At 55.1% G+C, this 18,264-nt stretch carries 11 protein-coding genes and 5 pseudogenes; 11 read left to right on the forward strand and 5 right to left on the reverse strand.

Annotated elements, in window-relative coordinates:
* Positions 1 to 148 precede the first annotated feature (148 nt).
* Together argR and yhcN are read left to right on the forward strand one after the other, a co-directional pair.
* Positions 149 to 619: a transcriptional regulator ArgR gene (argR, locus tag JZM24_RS10710; protein WP_215669626.1), complete on the forward strand. Its 471-nt coding sequence runs from the start codon at positions 149 to 151 to the stop codon at positions 617 to 619.
* Positions 620 to 1,442: 823 nt separating this feature from the next.
* Entirely contained in the window at positions 1,443 to 1,706 is a 264-nt protein-coding gene (gene yhcN / locus JZM24_RS10715) for a peroxide/acid stress response protein YhcN (RefSeq protein WP_215670117.1), read from the forward strand.
* 296 nt (positions 1,707 to 2,002) lie between these two features.
* On the opposite strand, the pseudogene mpl reads toward yhcN, so the two are convergent.
* A pseudogene (mpl, locus tag JZM24_RS10720) lies at positions 2,003 to 3,377 on the reverse strand (UDP-N-acetylmuramate:L-alanyl-gamma-D-glutamyl-meso-diaminopimelate ligase).
* A gap of 190 nt (positions 3,378 to 3,567) precedes the next feature.
* Here mpl and fbp point away from each other — a divergent pair.
* The 3 genes and pseudogenes from fbp (at position 3,568) to JZM24_RS10735 (ending at position 6,756) form a co-directional block, all read left to right on the forward strand.
* Positions 3,568 to 4,569, forward strand: coding sequence for a class 1 fructose-bisphosphatase (gene fbp, locus JZM24_RS10725; protein WP_215669627.1), 1,002 nt, complete (start codon positions 3,568 to 3,570; stop codon positions 4,567 to 4,569).
* A 190-nt stretch (positions 4,570 to 4,759) separates the two neighbouring features.
* Positions 4,760 to 5,287, forward strand: coding sequence for an inorganic diphosphatase (gene ppa, locus JZM24_RS10730; RefSeq protein WP_215669628.1), 528 nt, complete (start codon positions 4,760 to 4,762; stop codon positions 5,285 to 5,287).
* Positions 5,288 to 5,554: 267 nt separating this feature from the next.
* Positions 5,555 to 6,756: pseudogene (locus JZM24_RS10735) on the forward strand (IS3 family transposase).
* Here JZM24_RS10735 and JZM24_RS10740 read toward each other — a convergent pair.
* The 3 genes from JZM24_RS10740 to JZM24_RS19430 all read right to left on the reverse strand — a co-directional run bounded on the left by JZM24_RS10740 (position 6,753) and on the right by JZM24_RS19430 (position 8,738).
* A complete protein-coding gene (locus JZM24_RS10740) occupies positions 6,753 to 7,604 on the reverse strand; it encodes a M60 family metallopeptidase (RefSeq protein ID WP_215669629.1) in 852 nt (283 codons plus the stop codon). The pseudogene JZM24_RS10735 and the gene JZM24_RS10740 sit on opposite strands and share 4 nt — an antisense overlap.
* Before the next feature lie 410 nt (positions 7,605 to 8,014).
* Positions 8,015 to 8,302 carry a hypothetical protein gene (locus tag JZM24_RS19425; RefSeq protein ID WP_312884970.1) on the reverse strand — a complete coding sequence of 96 codons (288 nt, stop codon included), beginning with the start codon at positions 8,300 to 8,302 and terminating at the stop codon, positions 8,015 to 8,017.
* Between the two features lie 19 nt (positions 8,303 to 8,321).
* Entirely contained in the window at positions 8,322 to 8,738 is a 417-nt protein-coding gene (locus JZM24_RS19430; RefSeq protein ID WP_312884971.1) for a TetR/AcrR family transcriptional regulator, read from the reverse strand.
* 237 nt (positions 8,739 to 8,975) lie between these two features.
* Here JZM24_RS19430 and bhsA point away from each other — a divergent pair, with 237 nt between their 5' ends.
* From bhsA to fusA, 3 genes and pseudogenes are all read left to right on the forward strand, one after another.
* Complete coding sequence (bhsA, locus tag JZM24_RS10750; protein ID WP_215669630.1) at positions 8,976 to 9,236, forward strand: multiple stress resistance protein BhsA; 261 nt, start codon at positions 8,976 to 8,978, stop codon at positions 9,234 to 9,236.
* A 355-nt stretch (positions 9,237 to 9,591) separates the two neighbouring features.
* Positions 9,592 to 10,152: an extensin family protein gene (locus JZM24_RS10755; protein ID WP_312884972.1), complete on the forward strand. Its 561-nt coding sequence runs from the start codon at positions 9,592 to 9,594 to the stop codon at positions 10,150 to 10,152.
* A gap of 132 nt (positions 10,153 to 10,284) precedes the next feature.
* Positions 10,285 to 12,384: pseudogene (gene fusA, locus JZM24_RS10760) on the forward strand (elongation factor G).
* A 341-nt stretch (positions 12,385 to 12,725) separates the two neighbouring features.
* Here fusA and JZM24_RS10765 read toward each other — a convergent pair.
* Positions 12,726 to 13,463 carry a DUF2076 domain-containing protein gene (locus tag JZM24_RS10765; protein WP_215669631.1) on the reverse strand — a complete coding sequence of 246 codons (738 nt, stop codon included), beginning with the start codon at positions 13,461 to 13,463 and terminating at the stop codon, positions 12,726 to 12,728.
* A 241-nt stretch (positions 13,464 to 13,704) separates the two neighbouring features.
* Here JZM24_RS10765 and JZM24_RS10770 point away from each other — a divergent pair.
* The 3 genes and pseudogenes from JZM24_RS10770 (at position 13,705) to JZM24_RS19725 (ending at position 18,229) form a co-directional block, all read left to right on the forward strand.
* Positions 13,705 to 14,363, forward strand: a pseudogene (locus JZM24_RS10770) (epoxyqueuosine reductase QueH).
* Positions 14,364 to 15,011: 648 nt separating this feature from the next.
* Positions 15,012 to 16,226 carry an L-lactate MFS transporter gene (locus JZM24_RS10775; protein ID WP_215669632.1) on the forward strand — a complete coding sequence of 405 codons (1,215 nt, stop codon included), beginning with the start codon at positions 15,012 to 15,014 and terminating at the stop codon, positions 16,224 to 16,226.
* A gap of 470 nt (positions 16,227 to 16,696) precedes the next feature.
* Positions 16,697 to 18,229: pseudogene (locus tag JZM24_RS19725) on the forward strand (FAD-dependent oxidoreductase).
* Positions 18,230 to 18,264: the final 35 nt, after the last annotated feature.

Below are 18,264 nucleotides of genomic sequence, written 5' to 3' on the forward strand. Positions count from 1 at the left end.
CAGGATTGGCCGGGGAGGCGGGTTGCAAGTCACTGGCTTTTCAGCGACCATGGACAGCGACGCTGTTACCGGCAGCAATTCGATTACATAAAAATTCAATTTTATGCATAATAATCCATTAAATAATCGGCTCACTCTGCGGTAAAACATGCGAAATCAATCGAAACAGGAAGAACTGGTCAAGGCGTTCAAGGCGCTGCTGAAAGAAGAAAAATTCAGCTCTCAGGGCGAGATTGTGCTTGCGCTGCAGGAGGCTGGCTTTGAGAACATCAACCAATCCAAGGTCTCGCGCATGCTGACTAAATTTGGCGCAGTGCGAACTCGCAATGCCAAGATGGAAATGGTGTATTGCCTACAAGCAGAGCTCGGCGTTCCCACCGCCAGCAGCCCCTTGAAAAATCTGGTGCTGGACGCTGATCATAATGATGCGCTGGTCGTCATCCATACCAGTCCTGACGCAGCGCAGCTCATCGCACGGATGCTGGATTCGTTGGGGAAATCGGAGGGGATCCTCGGCACCATTGCCGGCGATGATACCGTCTTTACCACGCCCGCGCCCGGCTTCTCGGTTAAGCGGCTGTATCATTTTATCCTTGTCCACTTCAACCAGGAGCTGTGATCCGCCTCTGCTCGCCCCTGTCATCAGATCCTGCGACGTCTTAAGTGCGGTGTGACTGCCGCGGCGCGGGGCAATATCGCCGTTGTCCCTTTGCGCCCTGCTCGCTGCCGCGCCGCGCGTTACGGTGCCGCAGCGCGTCTTTTGCGGCTCGCACCTCGGCGTTTACCTCGCCCTAGTGAGTATTCTGCGGCTCCGCGACTACTGGCGTTAACCCGCCAGGGCGTCTTTTGCGGCTCGCACGCCGGCGTTTACCTCGGCCTGGTGAATGTTCTGCGGCTACTACTACCGGTTTTAACCCCTCCAGCGCGTGTTTACGGCCCGCCAAGCCGGCAGCGCGGCTTTTCCAGCGATATCCGGGTAGCGCACGCCACAGCAGCGAATCATCCGGGTGGCGACCACGTCGAGTGTATTCAGGCAGCCTGCTACCGCTCATTTATCGTCATTCAAGGTCAACCACTTTGGCCCCAACCTGTTAACATTTACTTGCCGTCGGTAAGCTTTTGTACTTTGCTAAATAGCGTAACAAGCGTCCTGACCTGTCAGATATAAAGGACTTATTCTGTAAGCTAGTGGGAAATGCTAACGCGTACCGCACTTTTAGCCACATCCTCTCATCCACATTATTTTACATCATTTTAACATAAATTTTTCATTTTTCATTCAAATATAATAACATTTACTTTTAAACGCGATGATTTCGAGCTAACAGTTTCATAAAATATTATGAGCAGACCATTGGTATCCGTCATTACTAGTGTATACTTAGCTTTGTGATGAGAATCACAGTATGGAATCTGTGATGCGATAAATGAAGAATGAGATGATGAAAACCAAATCGGTATTACCTTTAATGGCAGCGCTTTCCGCATTGTCCTTCGGCGCATTCGCCGCGGATTCAATCTCGCTGCAGCAAGCCCGGGATTTACAGCCCATGGGCACTATCAGCGTCAGCGGTATCGACGCCGCGCCAAGCGACATCCATCAGGCGTTGAATCAGGCGGCCGACGCCAAAGGCGCTCGCGCCTACCACGTGACGGAAGCCTATGAAAACGGTAACTGGCACGCCACCGCTCAACTTTATAAGTAAGTAAGGTCGGCCGGGCCAGGCCCGCTGTCATGGTCGCGGTTGGCAAGTCACCGCTACGGTTGCCACCCTTTTGGCAGCACTGTGCAATGTGTCACGTTGTGAAACACTCTCTGTAACCGACATCACTATCGCGGCAACCATCAGTTAATCCTGTGTCCGGAATTAACCCATCGCGATTTGATGATTCCCTCATCGTCGAGTAGACGATTTCCCCCCGCTCGCGGGGGTTTTTTTTGCCCTGTGAACGGCACAGCTTAACCCAGCCGCCACCGACAGCTCCGGCGGCAACCCACCCGTCAGACCTGTTGATCCGCTTTTTGCGCTAGTTGGTGCAACAGCTTGGCATGAATGCCGCCGAAGCCGCCATTGCTCATCACCAGGATGTAATCCCCGGGCTGGGCGGTTTTCATGATCATCTCCACCGGCGTATCGACATCGGCGCTGCAGTGCGCCGGCTGCACGCAGGCCTCAGCCACTTCATTCACCTGCCAGGGAATATGCTGCGGCTGATAAAAAAACACTTCATCAGCACGGCCAAGTGACGGCGCCAGTTCATTTTTGGATAAGCCCATTTTCATCGTATTGGAACGGGGCTCCAGGACGGCAATAATCCGCGCCGTGCCGCCCACTTTGCTACGCAGCGCCGCGAGCGTCGCCAGAATAGCGGTGGGGTGATGGGCGAAATCATCATAGACCGTCACATCGTTGACGGTCCCTTTCAACTCCAGCCGCCGACGGGCGTTGATAAAGCCGCCCAGCGCCCGGCAGGCATCCGCCGGCTGCACGCCGACATGGCGAGCGGCGGCGATAGCCATCAGCGCATTGTGCATATTATGCTCGCCTACCAACTGCCAGTTGACCGCACCGACGGGCTCGTCGTGCAAAAACACCTCGAAACCGCTGGCGTCCCGGCGCGGTTTTCTTCGCTCGCCACACGCCTTCTTCACCGGTGTATTCCGTTTCGCTCCAGCATCCCATCGCCAGCGTGTGTTTAAGATTGACATCGTTATCCGGCAGAATGATTTTTCCTTTGCCGGGCACCAGGCGGATCAAATGATGGAACTGTTTCTGAATCGCTTTGAGATCATCAAAGATATCGGCGTGGTCAAATTCCAGATTATTCAGCATAAGAGTGCGCGGACAGTAATGAACGAACTTGGACCGTTTGTCGAAAAAGGCGCAATCGTATTCGTCCGCCTCCACGACGAAGAACGGGCCGTCGCCGAGCCGGGCGGAGACGGCGAAATTTCCCGGTACGCCGCCAATCAAAAAGCCGGGTTGATAACCGCACTCCTCCAGGATCCAGGCCACCATGCCGGCGGTGGTGGTTTTGCCGTGGGTGCCGGCGACGGCTATCACCCAACGCTGCGCCAGCACGTGATCATGCAGCCACTGCGGGCCGGAAACATAAGGAATACCGCGTTCGAGTACCGCTTCCACGCAGGGATTGCCCCGCGTCATGGCGTTGCCGATGATGACCCAATCCGGCGCGGGATCTAGCTGTGCCGGGTCATAACCTTGAATTAGACCGATTCCCTGCTCTTGCAGCAGCGTCCTCATCGGCGGATAGACATTATCATCCGAACCGGTGACGTCATGTCCCAGAGAACGCGCCAGCATCGCCAGACCGCCCATGAAGGTGCCGCAGATACCAAGAATATGAATGCGCATAATTTTTCCATTTTTAGCCGCGTATTGCCGCCTATTCTAGCGCCCCGGCCGATTGATAGAAACGGTATTTGATGATGTACTGGTAATCCGTTTAGGCTAAACTGGATGGACAAACGCGTAGTGGTAAAAAAATTATACCGCTTTTCATCCGTAGCTTCAGGGTCCTTTTTAAAGATTCAGGGAATGTGTCATGAAAACTTTAGGCGAGTTTATTGTTGAGAAGCAGCATGATTTTCCGCATGCCACCGGCGAGCTGACCGCGTTACTTTCAGCGATAAAGCTCGGGGCTAAAATCATTCACCGTGACATTAACAAAGCAGGATTGGTGGATATCCTCGGCACCAGCGGGGCTGAAAACGTGCAGGGCGAAGTCCAGATGAAGCTGGATCTGTTCGCCAATGAAAAGCTGAAAGCGGCGCTGAAAGCCCGTGGACAAGTGGCGGGTATTGCTTCCGAAGAAGAAGATGAAATCGTCGTCTTTGAAGGGGTGGAAAATGGCAAGTATGTGGTATTGATGGATCCGCTGGACGGCTCGTCCAATATCGATGTCAACGTTTCGGTTGGCACCATTTTCTCCATTTACCGACGCATAACCCCGCTCGGCACACCGGTGATCGAAGAAGATTTCCTTCAGCCCGGCAACAAACAAGTGGCCGCAGGCTATGTGGTTTACGGTTCCTCCACCATGCTGGTGTATACCACCGGCTGCGGCGTACATGCCTTCACTTACGATCCGTCGCTGGGGGTATTTTGCCTGTCCCATGAAAGCGTGCGTTTTCCTGCCACCGGGCAGATGTACTCGATCAACGAAGGCAACTATATCAAGTTCCCCAACGGGGTGAAGAAATACATTAAATACTGCCAGGAGATGGACGAAGCGTCCCACCGTCCCTACACCTCTCGCTATATCGGTTCGCTGGTATCCGATTTCCATCGCAATTTACTTAAAGGCGGCATTTACCTTTACCCCAGCACCGCAACCCATCCCAGCGGCAAGCTGCGCCTGGCTTATGAATGTAATCCGATAGCCTTTCTGGCTGAGCAGGCCGGCGGTAAGGCCAGCGACGGCAAAAACCGTATCCTGGACATCCAGCCGCACGAGCTGCACCAACGTTCCGCGTTCTTCACCGGCACAGAGTCCATGGTTAACGACGTCGAGCGCTTTATCCGCGATTATCCGGATAACGTTTGAGCCGGGGAGTTTGCCGGCGCGGCAGCGCGGGCTGTCGTGCCATTACCCTATGCGTCCGCGCCACAGGCCGGGCAGCCGCCGGTGTGACCGGCACATCAGCGTGAGTCACCCGCGGGCGCCGGGCGCACCGCCGGTGGAAATCGGTTATACTAGCCACCTCGCCACTATTGGAAAGTTTAAGGAAAACGCCATGAGCTTGAATCAGGTACCAGCAGGCAAAGATCTGCCGGAAGATATTTATGTAATCATTGAAATATCGGCCAATGCTTCCCCAATCAAATACGAAGTTGACAAGGAAAGCGGCGCCCTGTTTGTCGATCGCTTCATGTCCACCGCGATGTTATATCCCTGTAACTACGGCTATATCAACCACACGCTTTCCTTGGATGGCGATCCGGTGGACGTGCTGGTGCCCACCCCCTATCCGTTGCAGCCGGGCTCCGTAGTACGCTGCCGTCCGGTGGGCGCGCTGAAAATGACCGATGAGTCCGGCGAAGACGCCAAGCTGGTGGCGGTGCCGCACACCAAATTGTCGAAAGAATATGACCACATCAAAGACGTCGACGATCTGTCGCCGCTGCTGCGCGCGCAAATCACCCATTTCTTCGAGCACTATAAAGATCTGGAAGCCGGTAAATGGGTGAAGGTCGACGGCTGGGACAACGCCGAAGCGGCCAAAGACGAAATTATTACCTCTTTTGAGCGCGCCAAAAAGTAACCACAGCGCCGAAAAGTCATTATGGCTTACAAAGTCATTACGGCGCCAAAAAAAACCGCTCACCGAGCGGTTTTTTTCACGCCTTAGCCGGCCTCATCGGAGTGGTCCTCATGCCGGCGGACCCAATCTCCTCCCGGCAACAGTCTCAGACCATCCACCGGACGCTGATACAGATATGATTTATCCCCCTGAAACAGCAGACAGTAGCTGTATCTCCAGATAAGAGATAGGCTTGAATATATGTCTAACACTAACGCCAATTTTGATATGACCGGGATCCCGTTAGGTCAAGAAGTCCGTAAACGTAAAACTCCTCAGGAAAAAATGGCCATTATTCAGCAGAGGATGGAGCCCGGCATGAATGTCTCCCATCTCGCACGACTGCACGGTATCCAGCCCAGCCTGCTGTTTAAGTGGAAAAAGCAATATCAGGAAGGCAGCCTCACCGCCGTGGCTGCCGGGGAGGACGTTGTTCCTGCCTCTGAGCTTGCAGCTGCATTGAAGCAGGTCCGGGAGCTCCAGCGCCTTCTGGGTAAGAAGACGATGGAGGTTGAGATCCTAAAAGAAGCCGTGGAGTACGGCCAGTCACGAAAATGGATAGCGCACGCGCCCTTGTTGCCAAAGGCCGGGGAATAGCACAGGTCAGCCGCGCCATGAGCGGGTCGCGTGCGCCGCTGTCACTGCGGATTAAGCGTTCTGCCGACTGGCAGGACAGGCGCTGTAACCGGCGTAATGACGAAGCAGACGCTGAAATACTGTCGGACATCCTCGACATCATCAGCGATATGCCCAGCTACGGCTATCGGCGGGTGTGGGGCATCCTGCGTAAACAACGTCGCGCAGAGGGACTGACGCCGGTAAATGCGAAACGACTTTACAGGATCATGTGTGAGCATAACCTGCTGTTATTACATTGAAAACCAGAGCGGCCGAGGCGTGAGCATAAGGGCAGGATCGCGGTGGCAGAAAGCGATATGCGCTGGTGTTCAGATGGCTTCGAGTTCGGCTGCGACAACGGTGAAAAACTGCGGGTCACCTTCGCACTGGACTGCTGCGACAGAGAGGCCATAGACTGGGCTGCGAGCACTGGAGGCTACGACAGTTCGACCGTGCAGGATGTGATGCTGAGGTCGGTAGAAAAGCGCTTCGGCGACAGGTTACCCGATACAGCGGTGCAGTGGTTGACGGACAACGGTTCAGCGTATACCGCGCATGAAACGCAGAGGTTCGCCAGAGAACTGGATCTGGAGCCCTGCACAACAGCGGTGAGCAGCCCGCAGAGAATGGCCGAACGGTTCGTGAAGACGATGAAGGAAGACTATATCGAGTTCATGCCAAAACCGGATGCGAGAACAGCCCTGCGAAACCTTGCAGCAGCGTTCACGCATTACAATGAAAACCATCCGCACAGCGCGCTGGGATATCACTCTCCGAGAGAATACCGGCGGCAGCGGGCTTCGTTAACTTAAGATACAAAAGCTGTACGGAGATGGCGGGGCAAGATCATATTCACCCTACCTAATAACGCCTCCTGCGCCGCCATAGAATAGAGGTTGACCGTCACTTCAGTCATACCGGTACCGTCGCTCCACTTGGCCGGGTGCTGTTGCATTTGATAGCCGGACTCGTGCCAAACCCCCCAGCTCGTTGGTGTCGTCAGTAAACGTTGTAATGCAGCCTCGCCATGAAAACCCATATAGCCCTGGGTGCAAAACATGTAACCATGATTGACTTCAACATAGAGCATTTTGTTAGGATCCAGGCCATAGTCATAACGGCTGTTGGCTTGCAAACCTGATATCGTTTCTTGCGCCTGCAGAAAACGTTCAACATTACGCATGAGGCTATCGGGGTCCGACAAGAAGTTGACGGCACTGTTGTAATGAACCACGATATCCGCCCGCTTGCTGGAAAGCAGAATGATCGGCGCTTTGGGGTATTTGTCCATTTCGGCAAAGAACGTCGCATTGCTACTGACGCCCAGCCTAAATGAAGGTATGCGCATTAGTTCAGAATCTAACGTTATCTCTACTGCACAACAGGCATTTTTATTAATAAAGGCTACTAAGCCATCATGGGCAGCTGTAAAGGTGTTTTCACCTCTGGCGAGAGGGGTCACAGTGGTATTGTGCATATCAGGAACGCCTATTTGAGCGAATACTAATTCATTGGTGTCCCACCGCACCGTAAGTGTAATTTTATTCCCTTTTTGCGTATAAAACCCTATCGGCCGCAGTTCGCTATGGCGTAATGAACGTCTTTGCAGATCGCAAAAAGCGCTGGCGGAACCATTACCATGAACCGTAAATGTTTTCATTATTTATCCTTACTCGTCATGTGTTAGTTTGTTGATGACTGAATCTAAGAATTAAAAATAAATCACCAGAATAATATAATGTGCTGGGTTCTTGGCATGAATGTCATCATGACGTGTAAGGCGAAAATAAACAGAATAGTAAAAGCAGTCGGCATGGCGGCCAACCGGCAGCAACCACAGAGGCAGCGGCAGCATTAGTGCGGGTCGCAGTGAGACGCGCTGATGGCGTCGCGCACTGCGCTCCCTGGGCGGCTGTACGTGGCGGGTTGGGCGACAGGCGGGCGAAACCGTGGAGCATTTAGCGGCGCTGAAGCTCAACGGCGGTAGCGATTAATGGCGCTGACGTTCAAGGGCGATCAGGTTCAGCGATGCCAGCGTTTAGCCGTAGTCACGTTCAAAGTTGCTACGGTTCAGCAGAGGTAGGGAAAGCAGTTAACGCCGTCCTCAAGCGGTGTACCGAGGCACGTTTCGCGCGCGTCTGGCGTCGCTATGGGGGCCGCCGCCGATAAACGCGCCAGCTGCGGCCAAAGCGTCATCAATAAAGCGACCAGCGCGCGCAGCTGCCGGCGGCTAACGCCGTCGCGCGCCTGCACCGCCATACCCCGCAGTTGGCACGCCAGATATTTGGCCAGCCGATCGGTGTCGGTGCCCGGCGGCAGCCAGCCCGCCGCCTGACGCGTGCGGAAAAAGTCGCGCATTAGCTGTTCTGGCAACATATTATGACTGCGCAGTAGGGCGGCAATGGGTTGGGAATCGGCCGACAGGGCGGACGAGGTGCAAATCAGGAAACTTCCTGGTGGAAAACCATCGCCGGTAAATTGCGCGATGCAGGCCGTGAAAAAATCTTCGGTAGCGCCGGCAACGCTGTGGGTTATCCAGGCAAGGCTTCAACGTCAAGACAAAACGTTGCAGATAACGTTCCATCGCCGCGCGAAACAGCCCCTCCTTATTACCGAAAGCATGGTACAGGGTGGGCGCCTTGGCGCCGGTGGCGGCCACCAAATCATGCATTGATGTCGCCTCAAAGCCGTGCTGCCAAAATAAACGCAGGGCCACGTCCAGTGCGGCATCGGCATCAAAGTGTTTCGGCCTGCCGCGTCCACGAGGGGCGGTAACGGCCGTTTTACTGCTCATGATCTCCTCTCTGGGTTTATGACATTCAACTATATAATTAGTGATCATTAAAAAAATTACAACCCCCTTTACGCCACAATGTTAACCCGGTCTCTTGTCGTAATGGCCTTTCGGTAAATAAAATTAATAATCATTAATAAAATTCTTGATCAGACAAAAAACGAGTCTAGTATTTAGTTATCGAACGTTAACTAAAGCGTTTGCAGCCCTTTTAGTTGCCAAAGAAGAGAGAATTCTATGAAAAACGTGACCTTCGCCATTGCCGCTATACTGCTCAGCACCCTGTCTTTTGCCAGTTTGGCCGCGCAAGAGGTGCAACAAGCCCCGGCGGATCAACAGAAAGTCGGCGTAGTATCGGCTACGGTGAATAACAGCAACCTGTCGCAGTTACAGTCAGAACTGGCCGCACAGGCGGATGCCAGCGGCGCCAAGTCTTACCAAATTACTTCCGCCTCTGGCGAGAATAATCTGCACGGCACCGCCGTAATTTATCAATAATGAAATCGTCAGACGGCGATTTACCGCCGCCTGACGACTCAGTTCATTACCGGCCACGGCGGTAATAATTGCCCCGTGGCCGTTTCTTTATCGTCAATGGCAACGGTGATGAGCGCCGGGATAACGCCGGCTTGTTACCGTGGGTAGCCCTCGGGCGTCAGTGATGATGACTATACTTTCAGCCAGTAACGAAACGGTTAGACCCAAGGGGGTAACGTGCGTTTTCTGCTGGGCTTGATGTTAATGGCGGTGCTGGTATTGGGGGGGATATCCCTGGATTGATAAACATTTACCGCCGGGTTATCACCCGTTTTCGCCGCTGTCGGTAGACGATCCGCCTACTTGGATCACCCGGTTGAAGCTGAAACGGATAAAGTCGGATCCGGCCGCCTGCATGGCGGTGTTAATGCGCTCTCAGGCGGTAGGACGCATCGCCTTTCGCGAGCAGTCTTCGAGCGCGGGGGAGTGTCCGCTCGACAACCCAGTGCGGGTGACGCGCTTCGGGCCGGTGGCGTTGAGCGCGAGTTTTCTCTCCAGTTGTCCGCTGGCGCTCAGTAGCGCCATGTTGGTTGCACAAGCGGCCGCGCCCCAAGCGCAAACGTTATTTGGAAAGCGACTGGAGCGCATTGACCATGTCGGCAGCTTTGCCTGCCGCAATATTTATCACCGCGCCGAAGGACGGCGCAGCGAGCACGCCAGCGCCGAGGCGCTGGACGTGACCGCTTTTCGATTCAGTGATGGCAGCCGTTTGACGGTTGGCGCCGATTATCGCGCTGACAACGCCGGCGGTGATTATCTGCGCAGCGTATTCAGCGCCAGCTGTGCCTATTATGGCAATGCGCTCGGGCCGGATTATAACGCCGCCCACTCCAGCCATTTCCATTTAGGCATGCGCGGTTTCGGGATGTGTCGCTAATCGTCAGGGTTTACAGGTCCTCAAGGGCTAGCCGACACCGCCGCCGTTGGCCCGAAGTAAATCGGTTCCGGCGCGGGCGCGCCGGTAACAATCACAACGCGGGAAATTCCCGCAGGTTAGGAAGAAAAGATTATGGCCCGTCGAACGCCTATTGAGCGCTACCGTAACATCGGTATCAGTGCCCACATTGATGCCGGTAAGACCACCACCACCGAACGTATCCTGTTTTATACCGGCGTCAGTCATAAGATAGGTGAAGTGCACGACGGCGCCGCGACCATGGACTGGATGGAGCAGGAGCAAGAGCGGGGAATTACCATTACCTCCGCCGCGACCACTGCCTATTGGCAAGGCATGGCCGGCGATTTGCCGGAACACCATATTAATATTATTGATACCCCCGGGCATGTGGATTTCACTATCGAAGTGGAACGCTCAATGCGGGTGCTGGACGGCGCGGTGATGGTTTATGACGCCGTCGGCGGTGTGCAGCCGCAATCGGAAACCGTTTGGCGTCAGGCTAATAAGTATCACGTCCCGCGCATCGCCTTCGTCAATAAAATGGACCGGACCGGTGCGGACTTTTTCCGCGTGCGCGAGCAGATCGGCGAACGGCTCAAAGGTGTCGCGGTACCGGTGCAAATTCCGGTCGGAGCAGAGGAGCACTTTCAGGGCGTCGTGGATTTGGTGAAAATGAAAATGATCGTCTGAGATGAAGACAGCCTGGGGGTGAAATTCACCTATGAGGCCATCCCGGCCGATCTGCAGCCGTTGGCTGAAACCTGGCATAACCGGCTGGTGGAAACCGCCGCCGAGGCCAACGAGGCGCTGCTGGAGAAATATCTCAACGGCGAGCCCCTCAGTGAGTCGGAGCTGAAAGCGGCGTTGCGTCAGCGTACTGTTGCCAATGAAATCGTGCCGATGCTGTGCGGTAGCGCGTTCAAGAATAAAGGCGTGCAGGCGCTGCTGGATGCGGTGGTGGATTATCTGCCGTCGCCGGTGGACGTGCAGGCGATAAGCGGCCATGACGAGGCGGACAGAGAAGCGGTGCGGCACGCCAGCGACGACGAGCCTTTCTCTGCGCTGGCGTTCAAAATCATGACCGATCCCTTTGTCGGGCAATTGATTTTCTTTCGGGTCTATTCCGGCGTTTGCCGCACCGGCGATACGATTTATAACCCGGTAAAAGGCAAGAAAGAACGTCTTGGACGGCTGCTGCAAATGCATGCTAATGAACGTAAGGACATTAAAGAGGTGCGTGCCGGCGATATCGTCGCCACCGTGGGGATGAAAGACGTGACCACCGGCGATACGTTAAGCGACGCGGCGCAGCCCATCATTTTGGAGCGCATGGTATTCCCTGAGCCGGTTATCTCCCAGGCTATCGAACCGAAAACCAAAGGTGACCAGGAGAAAATGGGTATCGCCTTAAGCCGTTTGATGCAGGAGTATCCGTCGTTCCGCGTGCGTTCTGATGAGGAGTCCGGCCAAACGATTATTTCGGGAATGGGCGAGCTGCATTTGGAAATTCTGATGGATCGCCTGCGCCTGGAATTCAATGTTGAGGTGTCGGTAGGGAAACACCAGGTGGCCTATCGGGAAACCCTTACCCAAGCTGTCGAGTCGGTGGAAGGCAAATTTGTCAAACAGTCCGGCGGCCGGGGTCAGTATGGTCATGTGGTGTTGAATTTGACGCCGCCGCCCGCCGGCCAGGGCTATGCCTTTGTCGATGACATCAAGGGCGGCGTGGTGCCGCGGGAGTATATCCCGGCGGTGGATAAAGGGATTCAGGAGACCCTGACCACCGGTGTCATCGGCGGTTATCCGGTAGTGGATGTCAAAGTGGCGCTGGTATTTGGTTCCTACCATGAGGTGGATTCCAATGAAAATGCGTTCCGTATGGCGGCATTAATGGCCTTCAAAGAGGGCATGCGGCGGGCGGCGCCGGTGCTGTTGGAGCCGATGATGGCGGTGGAAGTTGAAACGCCGGAGGAATTTATGGGCAACGTAATGGGGGATCTCTCTTCCCGGCGCGGTATGGTGCAGGGAATGAAGGATATCGCCGGCAGTAAGCTGATACGCGCCGAGGTGCCGCTGGCCGAGATGTTCGGTTATTCCACCGTGCTGCGCTCGATGTCACAGGGGAGCGCGACCTACACGATGGAGTTTAAGCATTATGCCGCGGCGCCGCGGCAAGTTGCCGAAGCGGTGATAAACGAGCGCCAGCGCTAGCGGCCGTGCCGGGCCCTTATGCTGCCGCCGAAGGCCAGTCGGCTACCGGCGTTATGGCGTCGCCGGCGTCCAGTCGGCTCCCGGTGTTATTGCGTCGCCGAAGGCCAGTCGACTTACGGCGTTGTGGCGTCGCCGAAGGCCAGTCGGTTTACGACGTTCTACCTGTGTCTGGACTGGCTGGCTTCTCAGCGGCACCACCACGCCGGCGTCAATGGCGTTTGCGCGAGGAACTCAGGGCGGGGGCCTGACATCGTGCAGCACCATGCCGGCCTGGCCGTGAACGGTTATCGTCACGGCCTGGCATTATGGCCTTAACTGTACCCGTCCGTTCTTCTCGGCAATCAGATAAAGTCATCATCGTCGTTGCTAAAATCATCAGCACAGAAATCGTTATAATCTGTATTGCCTAGGCCATCGTTTTGATCGACAAAATGACTATCGGAGACATCATTGAAGGTATCCAGATTATCGGCGTTGAAATCCTGATTCAGCAAGGGATCGCTGCCGCCGGTAAGCGATGCGGCGGGATCGTCAATGATGTTAACTATCTCTTGCGGCGCGGATTGGTGGAACATATTGGTGAGCATATTACCTAGCACAACGCCGCCGGCAACGCCCGCGGCCGTTTGCAGCGCGCCGGAAAGGAAACCCCAGCCGCGCGGGGTATTATACTGTTGCGCATAACCGCTATAGCCTGCCGGCTGCTGGGGGGGCGGGTTGCCCCAGGCGGGTGCCGCCTGCTGCTGCGAAGGTTGATTGCCCCATGCCGGCGTCGACGGTGGCTGACGCCCGGTGCCGAATAGCCCGCTGAGAAAACCGCCGCCCGCCGGGCGCTGCTGTGCTGTCGCCTTCAACTGCGCCACTTCATTTTGCAACTGCTGGACTTGTTGATTCAACCGGTTCAGCGCGGCTTCCTGAATTAACATGGACTGGGCCATATAATAAGGTGCCGCCGGCTGTTGCTGAACAAAACTCTGAATCTGCCGGTCCGCCTCCATATCACGAGGGCCTGCGTTTTGTTCCGCCTGCTTCAGACGTTGAAACAGGCCTTCGATAAGACGTTGTTCTTCAGATTGCATAAGTGATGTTCCCGTGAAAGAGGTGTAAGAAAGGCCATCAAAGCCTACCGTTCAGTTTAGCCCCATCCCGCCGGGGCTGAAAGACGCCGTGCGTAAAGGTTTATGGTTAATTGTTACCAGTTGGCACCCTTGACCGGGACCACCCCGCAGGGCAACACCGGTGGGGGGCAAAGTGTCATCCTTTTTATGCTACAATTGCCGCCAATGACCGCCCCTTTTGCCGCCGGAGAGAGTTTTTACTATGGCCGAATTCAGTCGCCCCATCCTGACGCTGCCCAACGACGCCGACAAACTGCTACTGCACTCGTGCTGCGCGCCATGTTCGGGTGAAGTGATGGAGGCGATCAGCGCGTCGGGTATTGATTACACCATCTTCTTTTATAACCCCAATATTCATCCGCAGCGTGAGTATCTGATCCGCAAGGAAGAAAATATACGTTTCGCTGAAAAGCATAAGGTGCCATTTGTCGATGCGGATTATGACAGCGACAACTGGTTTGCCAGCGCCAAAGGCATGGAACAGGAACCTGAGCGGGGCATCCGCTGCACTATGTGTTTCGATATGCGTTTTGAACGTACCGCGCTTTTCGCCGCCGAAAATGATTTCAGCGTTATTTCCAGCTCGCTGGGCATTTCCCGCTGGAAAAATATGCAGCAAATTAAAGAGTGCGGCAAGCGTAGCGTGCCGCGGGACATTATAATGGCATTACCTATTGGGAATATAATTGGCGCAAGCAAGGCGGCTCCGCACGAATGATTGACATCAGTAAGCGTGAGCGCTTTTACCAGCAGGAATATTGCGGTTGTATTTATTCACTGCGTGATACCAATAAACACCGCCGTTCACATGGACGGGATATTATCCGTATCGGTACCCAATATTATGGCGACGAGGAGTAATTTTCTTTGTTGTGTCATGCCCGACCGTTGTAGGGAATAATTGCCTCACCGGGCTACCGCAAAAAAACCGGGAAGCTCGGCAGGGCCGCGGCGATGTCGCACTTCTGCCGCCAGTCCGCCAATCGCATCATGGCCGCGGCGTCGCTGCGATTCCTGATAGCCGGTGGCGCGCCGCAAAACATCCATACGCCAGGCGTTTGCCGTTCATCTGCGCCCGGTATATCCATCAACGACTGAACAGGGTGCCGCCGTCGGACGTCATTACACGGCGGTCTCCGCCGGCCTCAACCTCCGGTGTTACAGGGTGAGGGGTGCAGAACAAATTATTCAGCCTCTGGCAGTAACGCGGCATGCGCGAATATCAATGTAATGTTAAAAATGTTATTCGTCTGGGCCATATTGACAGTGTATGCTAATAACTGTTTAATTTGGTTGGGCCGCAACGGCGATTATTTCCGGAGATTAGTGCTGGCGGTATTGCTAACGCCTCCAGCGCCACGTCATTCATGCCGTGATGAAGGCATTTCATTCCTTCTCTCTTGCAACTCATTCCCATTTCTTCTCGGCCAGCGCGCAATGGCTTTATAGTGCCTGCATTATCCCTTAGGGGAACAAATTCAATTTTGAATTGTTTATGCGAGGCAGAGCATGATGACGCAACCATCCCATTTTATTCGCTGGCTAACGCTGGCAGGCACTATTCTTACCCAGTTTGCCCTGGGATCGGTCTATACCTGGAGTTTGTTTAACGGTCCGCTGGCGCAGAAATTGGGCCAGCCCATCATCCAGGTGGCTTTCGCTTTCGGCTTGCTGAGTCTGGCAATGGCGGTAGCGTCAACAACCGCCGGTAAGTTTCAAGAACGATTCGGCGTGCGCAAGGTGACGATAGGTGCCGGCCTGTTGCTGGGCGTCGGTCTTTGTCTGACCGGCTGGTCCAGCTCACTCACCATGCTCTGGTTATGCACCGGTATTCTGGTCGGGCTGGCGGATGGGATTGGCTATCTATTGACACTATCTAATTGCGTGAAATGGTTTCCCGAACGCAAGGGCGTGATCTCCGCCTGTGCTATTGGCGCCTATGGCCTGGGAAGTCTGGGATTTAAATACATTAACAGCCAATTACTGGCTCACTCTAGTCTTGAATCGACGTTCGCATTGTGGGGCGCCATCGCGCTGTTGATGGTGGTGAGCGGCGCGATGATGATGAAAGACGCGCCGCGGCAGGACGTTCGTCAGCAAAGCGCGGTCCGTGATTATACGTTGGCCGAATCCATGCGGATGCCGCAATATTGGTTGTTGGCGCTGATGTTTGTCACCGCTTTCATGAGCGGGTTATATGTGATCGGCGTCGCCAAGGATATCGGCGAGAATCTGGTCCATTTAACAACGGCGGTGGCGGCCAATGCGGTTACCATTATTGCCATTGCCAATCTTAGCGGTCGTCTGGTGCTGGGAGTTCTGTCCGATCGAATGTCACGCATCCGGGTCGTTTCGCTGGCTCAGGTTATCGCCATGGCGGGGATGGCCATGCTGTTATTTGTCCATCTTAACGAAACGCTGTTTTTTCTCTCACTGGCCTGTGTGGCTTTTAGCTTCGGCGGCACAATTACGGTATACCCGTCACTGGTCAGCGATTTCTTCGGATTAAATAATCTCACTAAGAACTACGGTATTATTTATCTGGGTTTCGGCATCGGTAGTATTATTGGCTCCCTTGTCGCGTCGCTGTTTGGCGGATTTATGGTGACCTTCCAACTCATCGCGGTTTTGTTGGTTATCGCATTGATAATCTCGCTGACGCTGCGCCAGCCGGGGGACGACGGCAAGCACAGCTACCGTTTGGGACATGCCCACGGCGATTAAAACCCTGCCCGACAAATAGCCGATGCGGTTTCCCCCTGTGCGCGAAAGCCCACCTTTACGGCGGGCTTTTGGCGTTAACGCAATCTGAATTCGGCTCCGCGCCCGGGGATAGATCCGCCTCCACGTCCACGCCCACATCCAGCTCCGGGTCCGCGCCCACGTCCACGTCCCTGTCTGGGGCAGGCCCGGGTCCACGACCACAACCGGGGTCGAGTCTGGGGCCACAGGCATATCCACATCCAGCTCCGGGTCCGCGCTCAGCTGTGAGTCCAGGTTCAGAGCTGACGTGATGTCTGTCGCTGGTTGCATGAGCGTCCAGCGCTAAGTCTGCGTTTGAGGCGGCGCCGGTCCGCTGGGGGCGCTTTGCGCCGCAGTCATTTACGATTTTGCTGCTAGGCTTACTGATACCGCTTTAAACAGTAAGGTTTTATAAAAAATTTAAGGAGCCTACCGTGGCCTATGAGCAAGTCATGTCGTTATCCTCCCTGGCGCAGATGACACCGAGCAAAGTCACCGTCGGAGAAACTGATATCGTGGTTATCCGTCAAGGTGAAGCTATCTACGCCCTGGAGGCCACCTGCCCCCATTCCGGCGCGCCGCTGGAAAAAGGCGCGCTGTGCGATGGCAAGCTAGTGTGCCCTTGGCATAAATCGGTGTTCGCCATTAGCGAAAGTCGCCCCGGCACTCTGCTGGAACCGCCCTCACTGCGGGCATTAAAACGCTACCCGGTGAAAGTGGATCACGATGCCGTATGGATCGATCCACAGCCGTTGGACGAGGCCACCCCGCTGCAGGCGGCGGATAAACAGCCTATGTATGTGGTACTGGGCACCGGCGACGGCGGCAGCGCGGCCGTCAAAGCGCTGCGGGAAGAGGGATTTACCGGCAGGCTGGTGGTGGTGGAGCGTGAAAAACAGGCGCCCTACGATCGTACCGCGCTATCAAAATTTGTTCCGCAAGGCGACATGGATATCAACGAAGTGCCCTCCCTGTTACCGGAAGCCTATTATCAGCAACAACGAATAGAGCGCATTAACGGCAACGTGGAAGAGCTGGACAGCAAACGCCATAGCCTGCGGCTGTAAGACGGTAAAATCCTGTCTTTTCACCGTCTGCTGTTGGCCACCGGCGGCACGCCGCAGCGGCCGTACTTGCCCGGTAAGGCGCTGCACGGCGTGCAGGTATTGCGTAGCTTAGAGCAAGCGGCGACGCTGGTTGCCACCGTGGAGCACGAGCACCAGCTGGTTATCATCGGCAATAGCTTTATCGGCATGGAGGTAGCGGCGGCGCTTCGTAAACAAGACATCGCGGTGACCGTCGTTTCTTTGCACCCTTTGCCCTTTGAAAAACAATTCGGCACTGAATTGGGCACCTTTTTCCGCCGTCGCCACCAGGAGAAAGGCGTCACATTTGTCGATGGCGAACCGGCCGCTTTTGAAGGAGATAAACGCGTCAGTGCGGTAACGTTAAAAGACGGCCGCCCTATTAAGACAACGCTGGTACTGCTGGCGACGGGCGTGGCGCCGGCGACGCAGTTTATCCACGATCTGCCGTTGAATGACGACGGAAGCCTGACGGTAGACGCAACGATGCAGGTGACCGAAGACATCTATGCTATCGGCGATATCGCGACCTTTCCGTTCGACGGCAAGGCGACCCGCATCGAGCACTGGCGCGTGGCGCAACAGCACTGGCGCGTCGCCGCCGCCGCGATGATGGATAAGCCACAACCCTATGATGCTGTGCCTTTTTTCTGGACGCAGCATTATGACGTCCGCTATGAATATCTTGGCCATGCCGAAAAATGGGATCTGCAGGAGATTATCGGCTCGCTGGATAAGGATAATTTTGTCTCTTTGTATGGTCTTGAGGGCAACCTGGTGGCGGTTGTGGCGGCCGGGCGTATGCGCACTACCGGCGTGCTATTGTTAAAAATGGGCGCAAAACTCGGTTTTAGTGAGGCGCAGCATATCGTTGCCGAGACCGGCGAACCGGAAAGCTGACCGCCTGCCGCCGCTTTTCAAGCACCCGTCGCGAC

This window comes from Candidatus Sodalis endolongispinus (assembly GCF_018777395.1).
Classification (GTDB): Bacteria; Pseudomonadota; Gammaproteobacteria; order Enterobacterales; family Enterobacteriaceae; genus Sodalis_B; species Sodalis_B endolongispinus.

What these genes read in the sequence shown, in the direction of transcription:
- argR (WP_215669626.1), top strand. Translation starts at nt 149, where the DNA reads ATGCGAAATCAATCGAAACAGGAAGAACTGGTCAAGGCGTTCAAGGCG.
- yhcN (WP_215670117.1), top strand. Translation starts at nt 1,443, where the DNA reads ATGAAAACCAAATCGGTATTACCTTTAATGGCAGCGCTTTCCGCATTG.
- fbp (WP_215669627.1), top strand. Translation starts at nt 3,568, where the DNA reads ATGAAAACTTTAGGCGAGTTTATTGTTGAGAAGCAGCATGATTTTCCG.
- ppa (WP_215669628.1), top strand. Translation starts at nt 4,760, where the DNA reads ATGAGCTTGAATCAGGTACCAGCAGGCAAAGATCTGCCGGAAGATATT.
- JZM24_RS10740 (WP_215669629.1), bottom strand. Translation starts at nt 7,604, where the DNA reads ATGAAAACATTTACGGTTCATGGTAATGGTTCCGCCAGCGCTTTTTGC.
- JZM24_RS19425 (WP_312884970.1), bottom strand. Translation starts at nt 8,302, where the DNA reads ATGCGCGACTTTTTCCGCACGCGTCAGGCGGCGGGCTGGCTGCCGCCG.
- JZM24_RS19430 (WP_312884971.1), bottom strand. Translation starts at nt 8,738, where the DNA reads ATGAGCAGTAAAACGGCCGTTACCGCCCCTCGTGGACGCGGCAGGCCG.
- bhsA (WP_215669630.1), top strand. Translation starts at nt 8,976, where the DNA reads ATGAAAAACGTGACCTTCGCCATTGCCGCTATACTGCTCAGCACCCTG.
- JZM24_RS10765 (WP_215669631.1), bottom strand. Translation starts at nt 13,463, where the DNA reads ATGCAATCTGAAGAACAACGTCTTATCGAAGGCCTGTTTCAACGTCTG.
- JZM24_RS10775 (WP_215669632.1), top strand. Translation starts at nt 15,012, where the DNA reads ATGATGACGCAACCATCCCATTTTATTCGCTGGCTAACGCTGGCAGGC.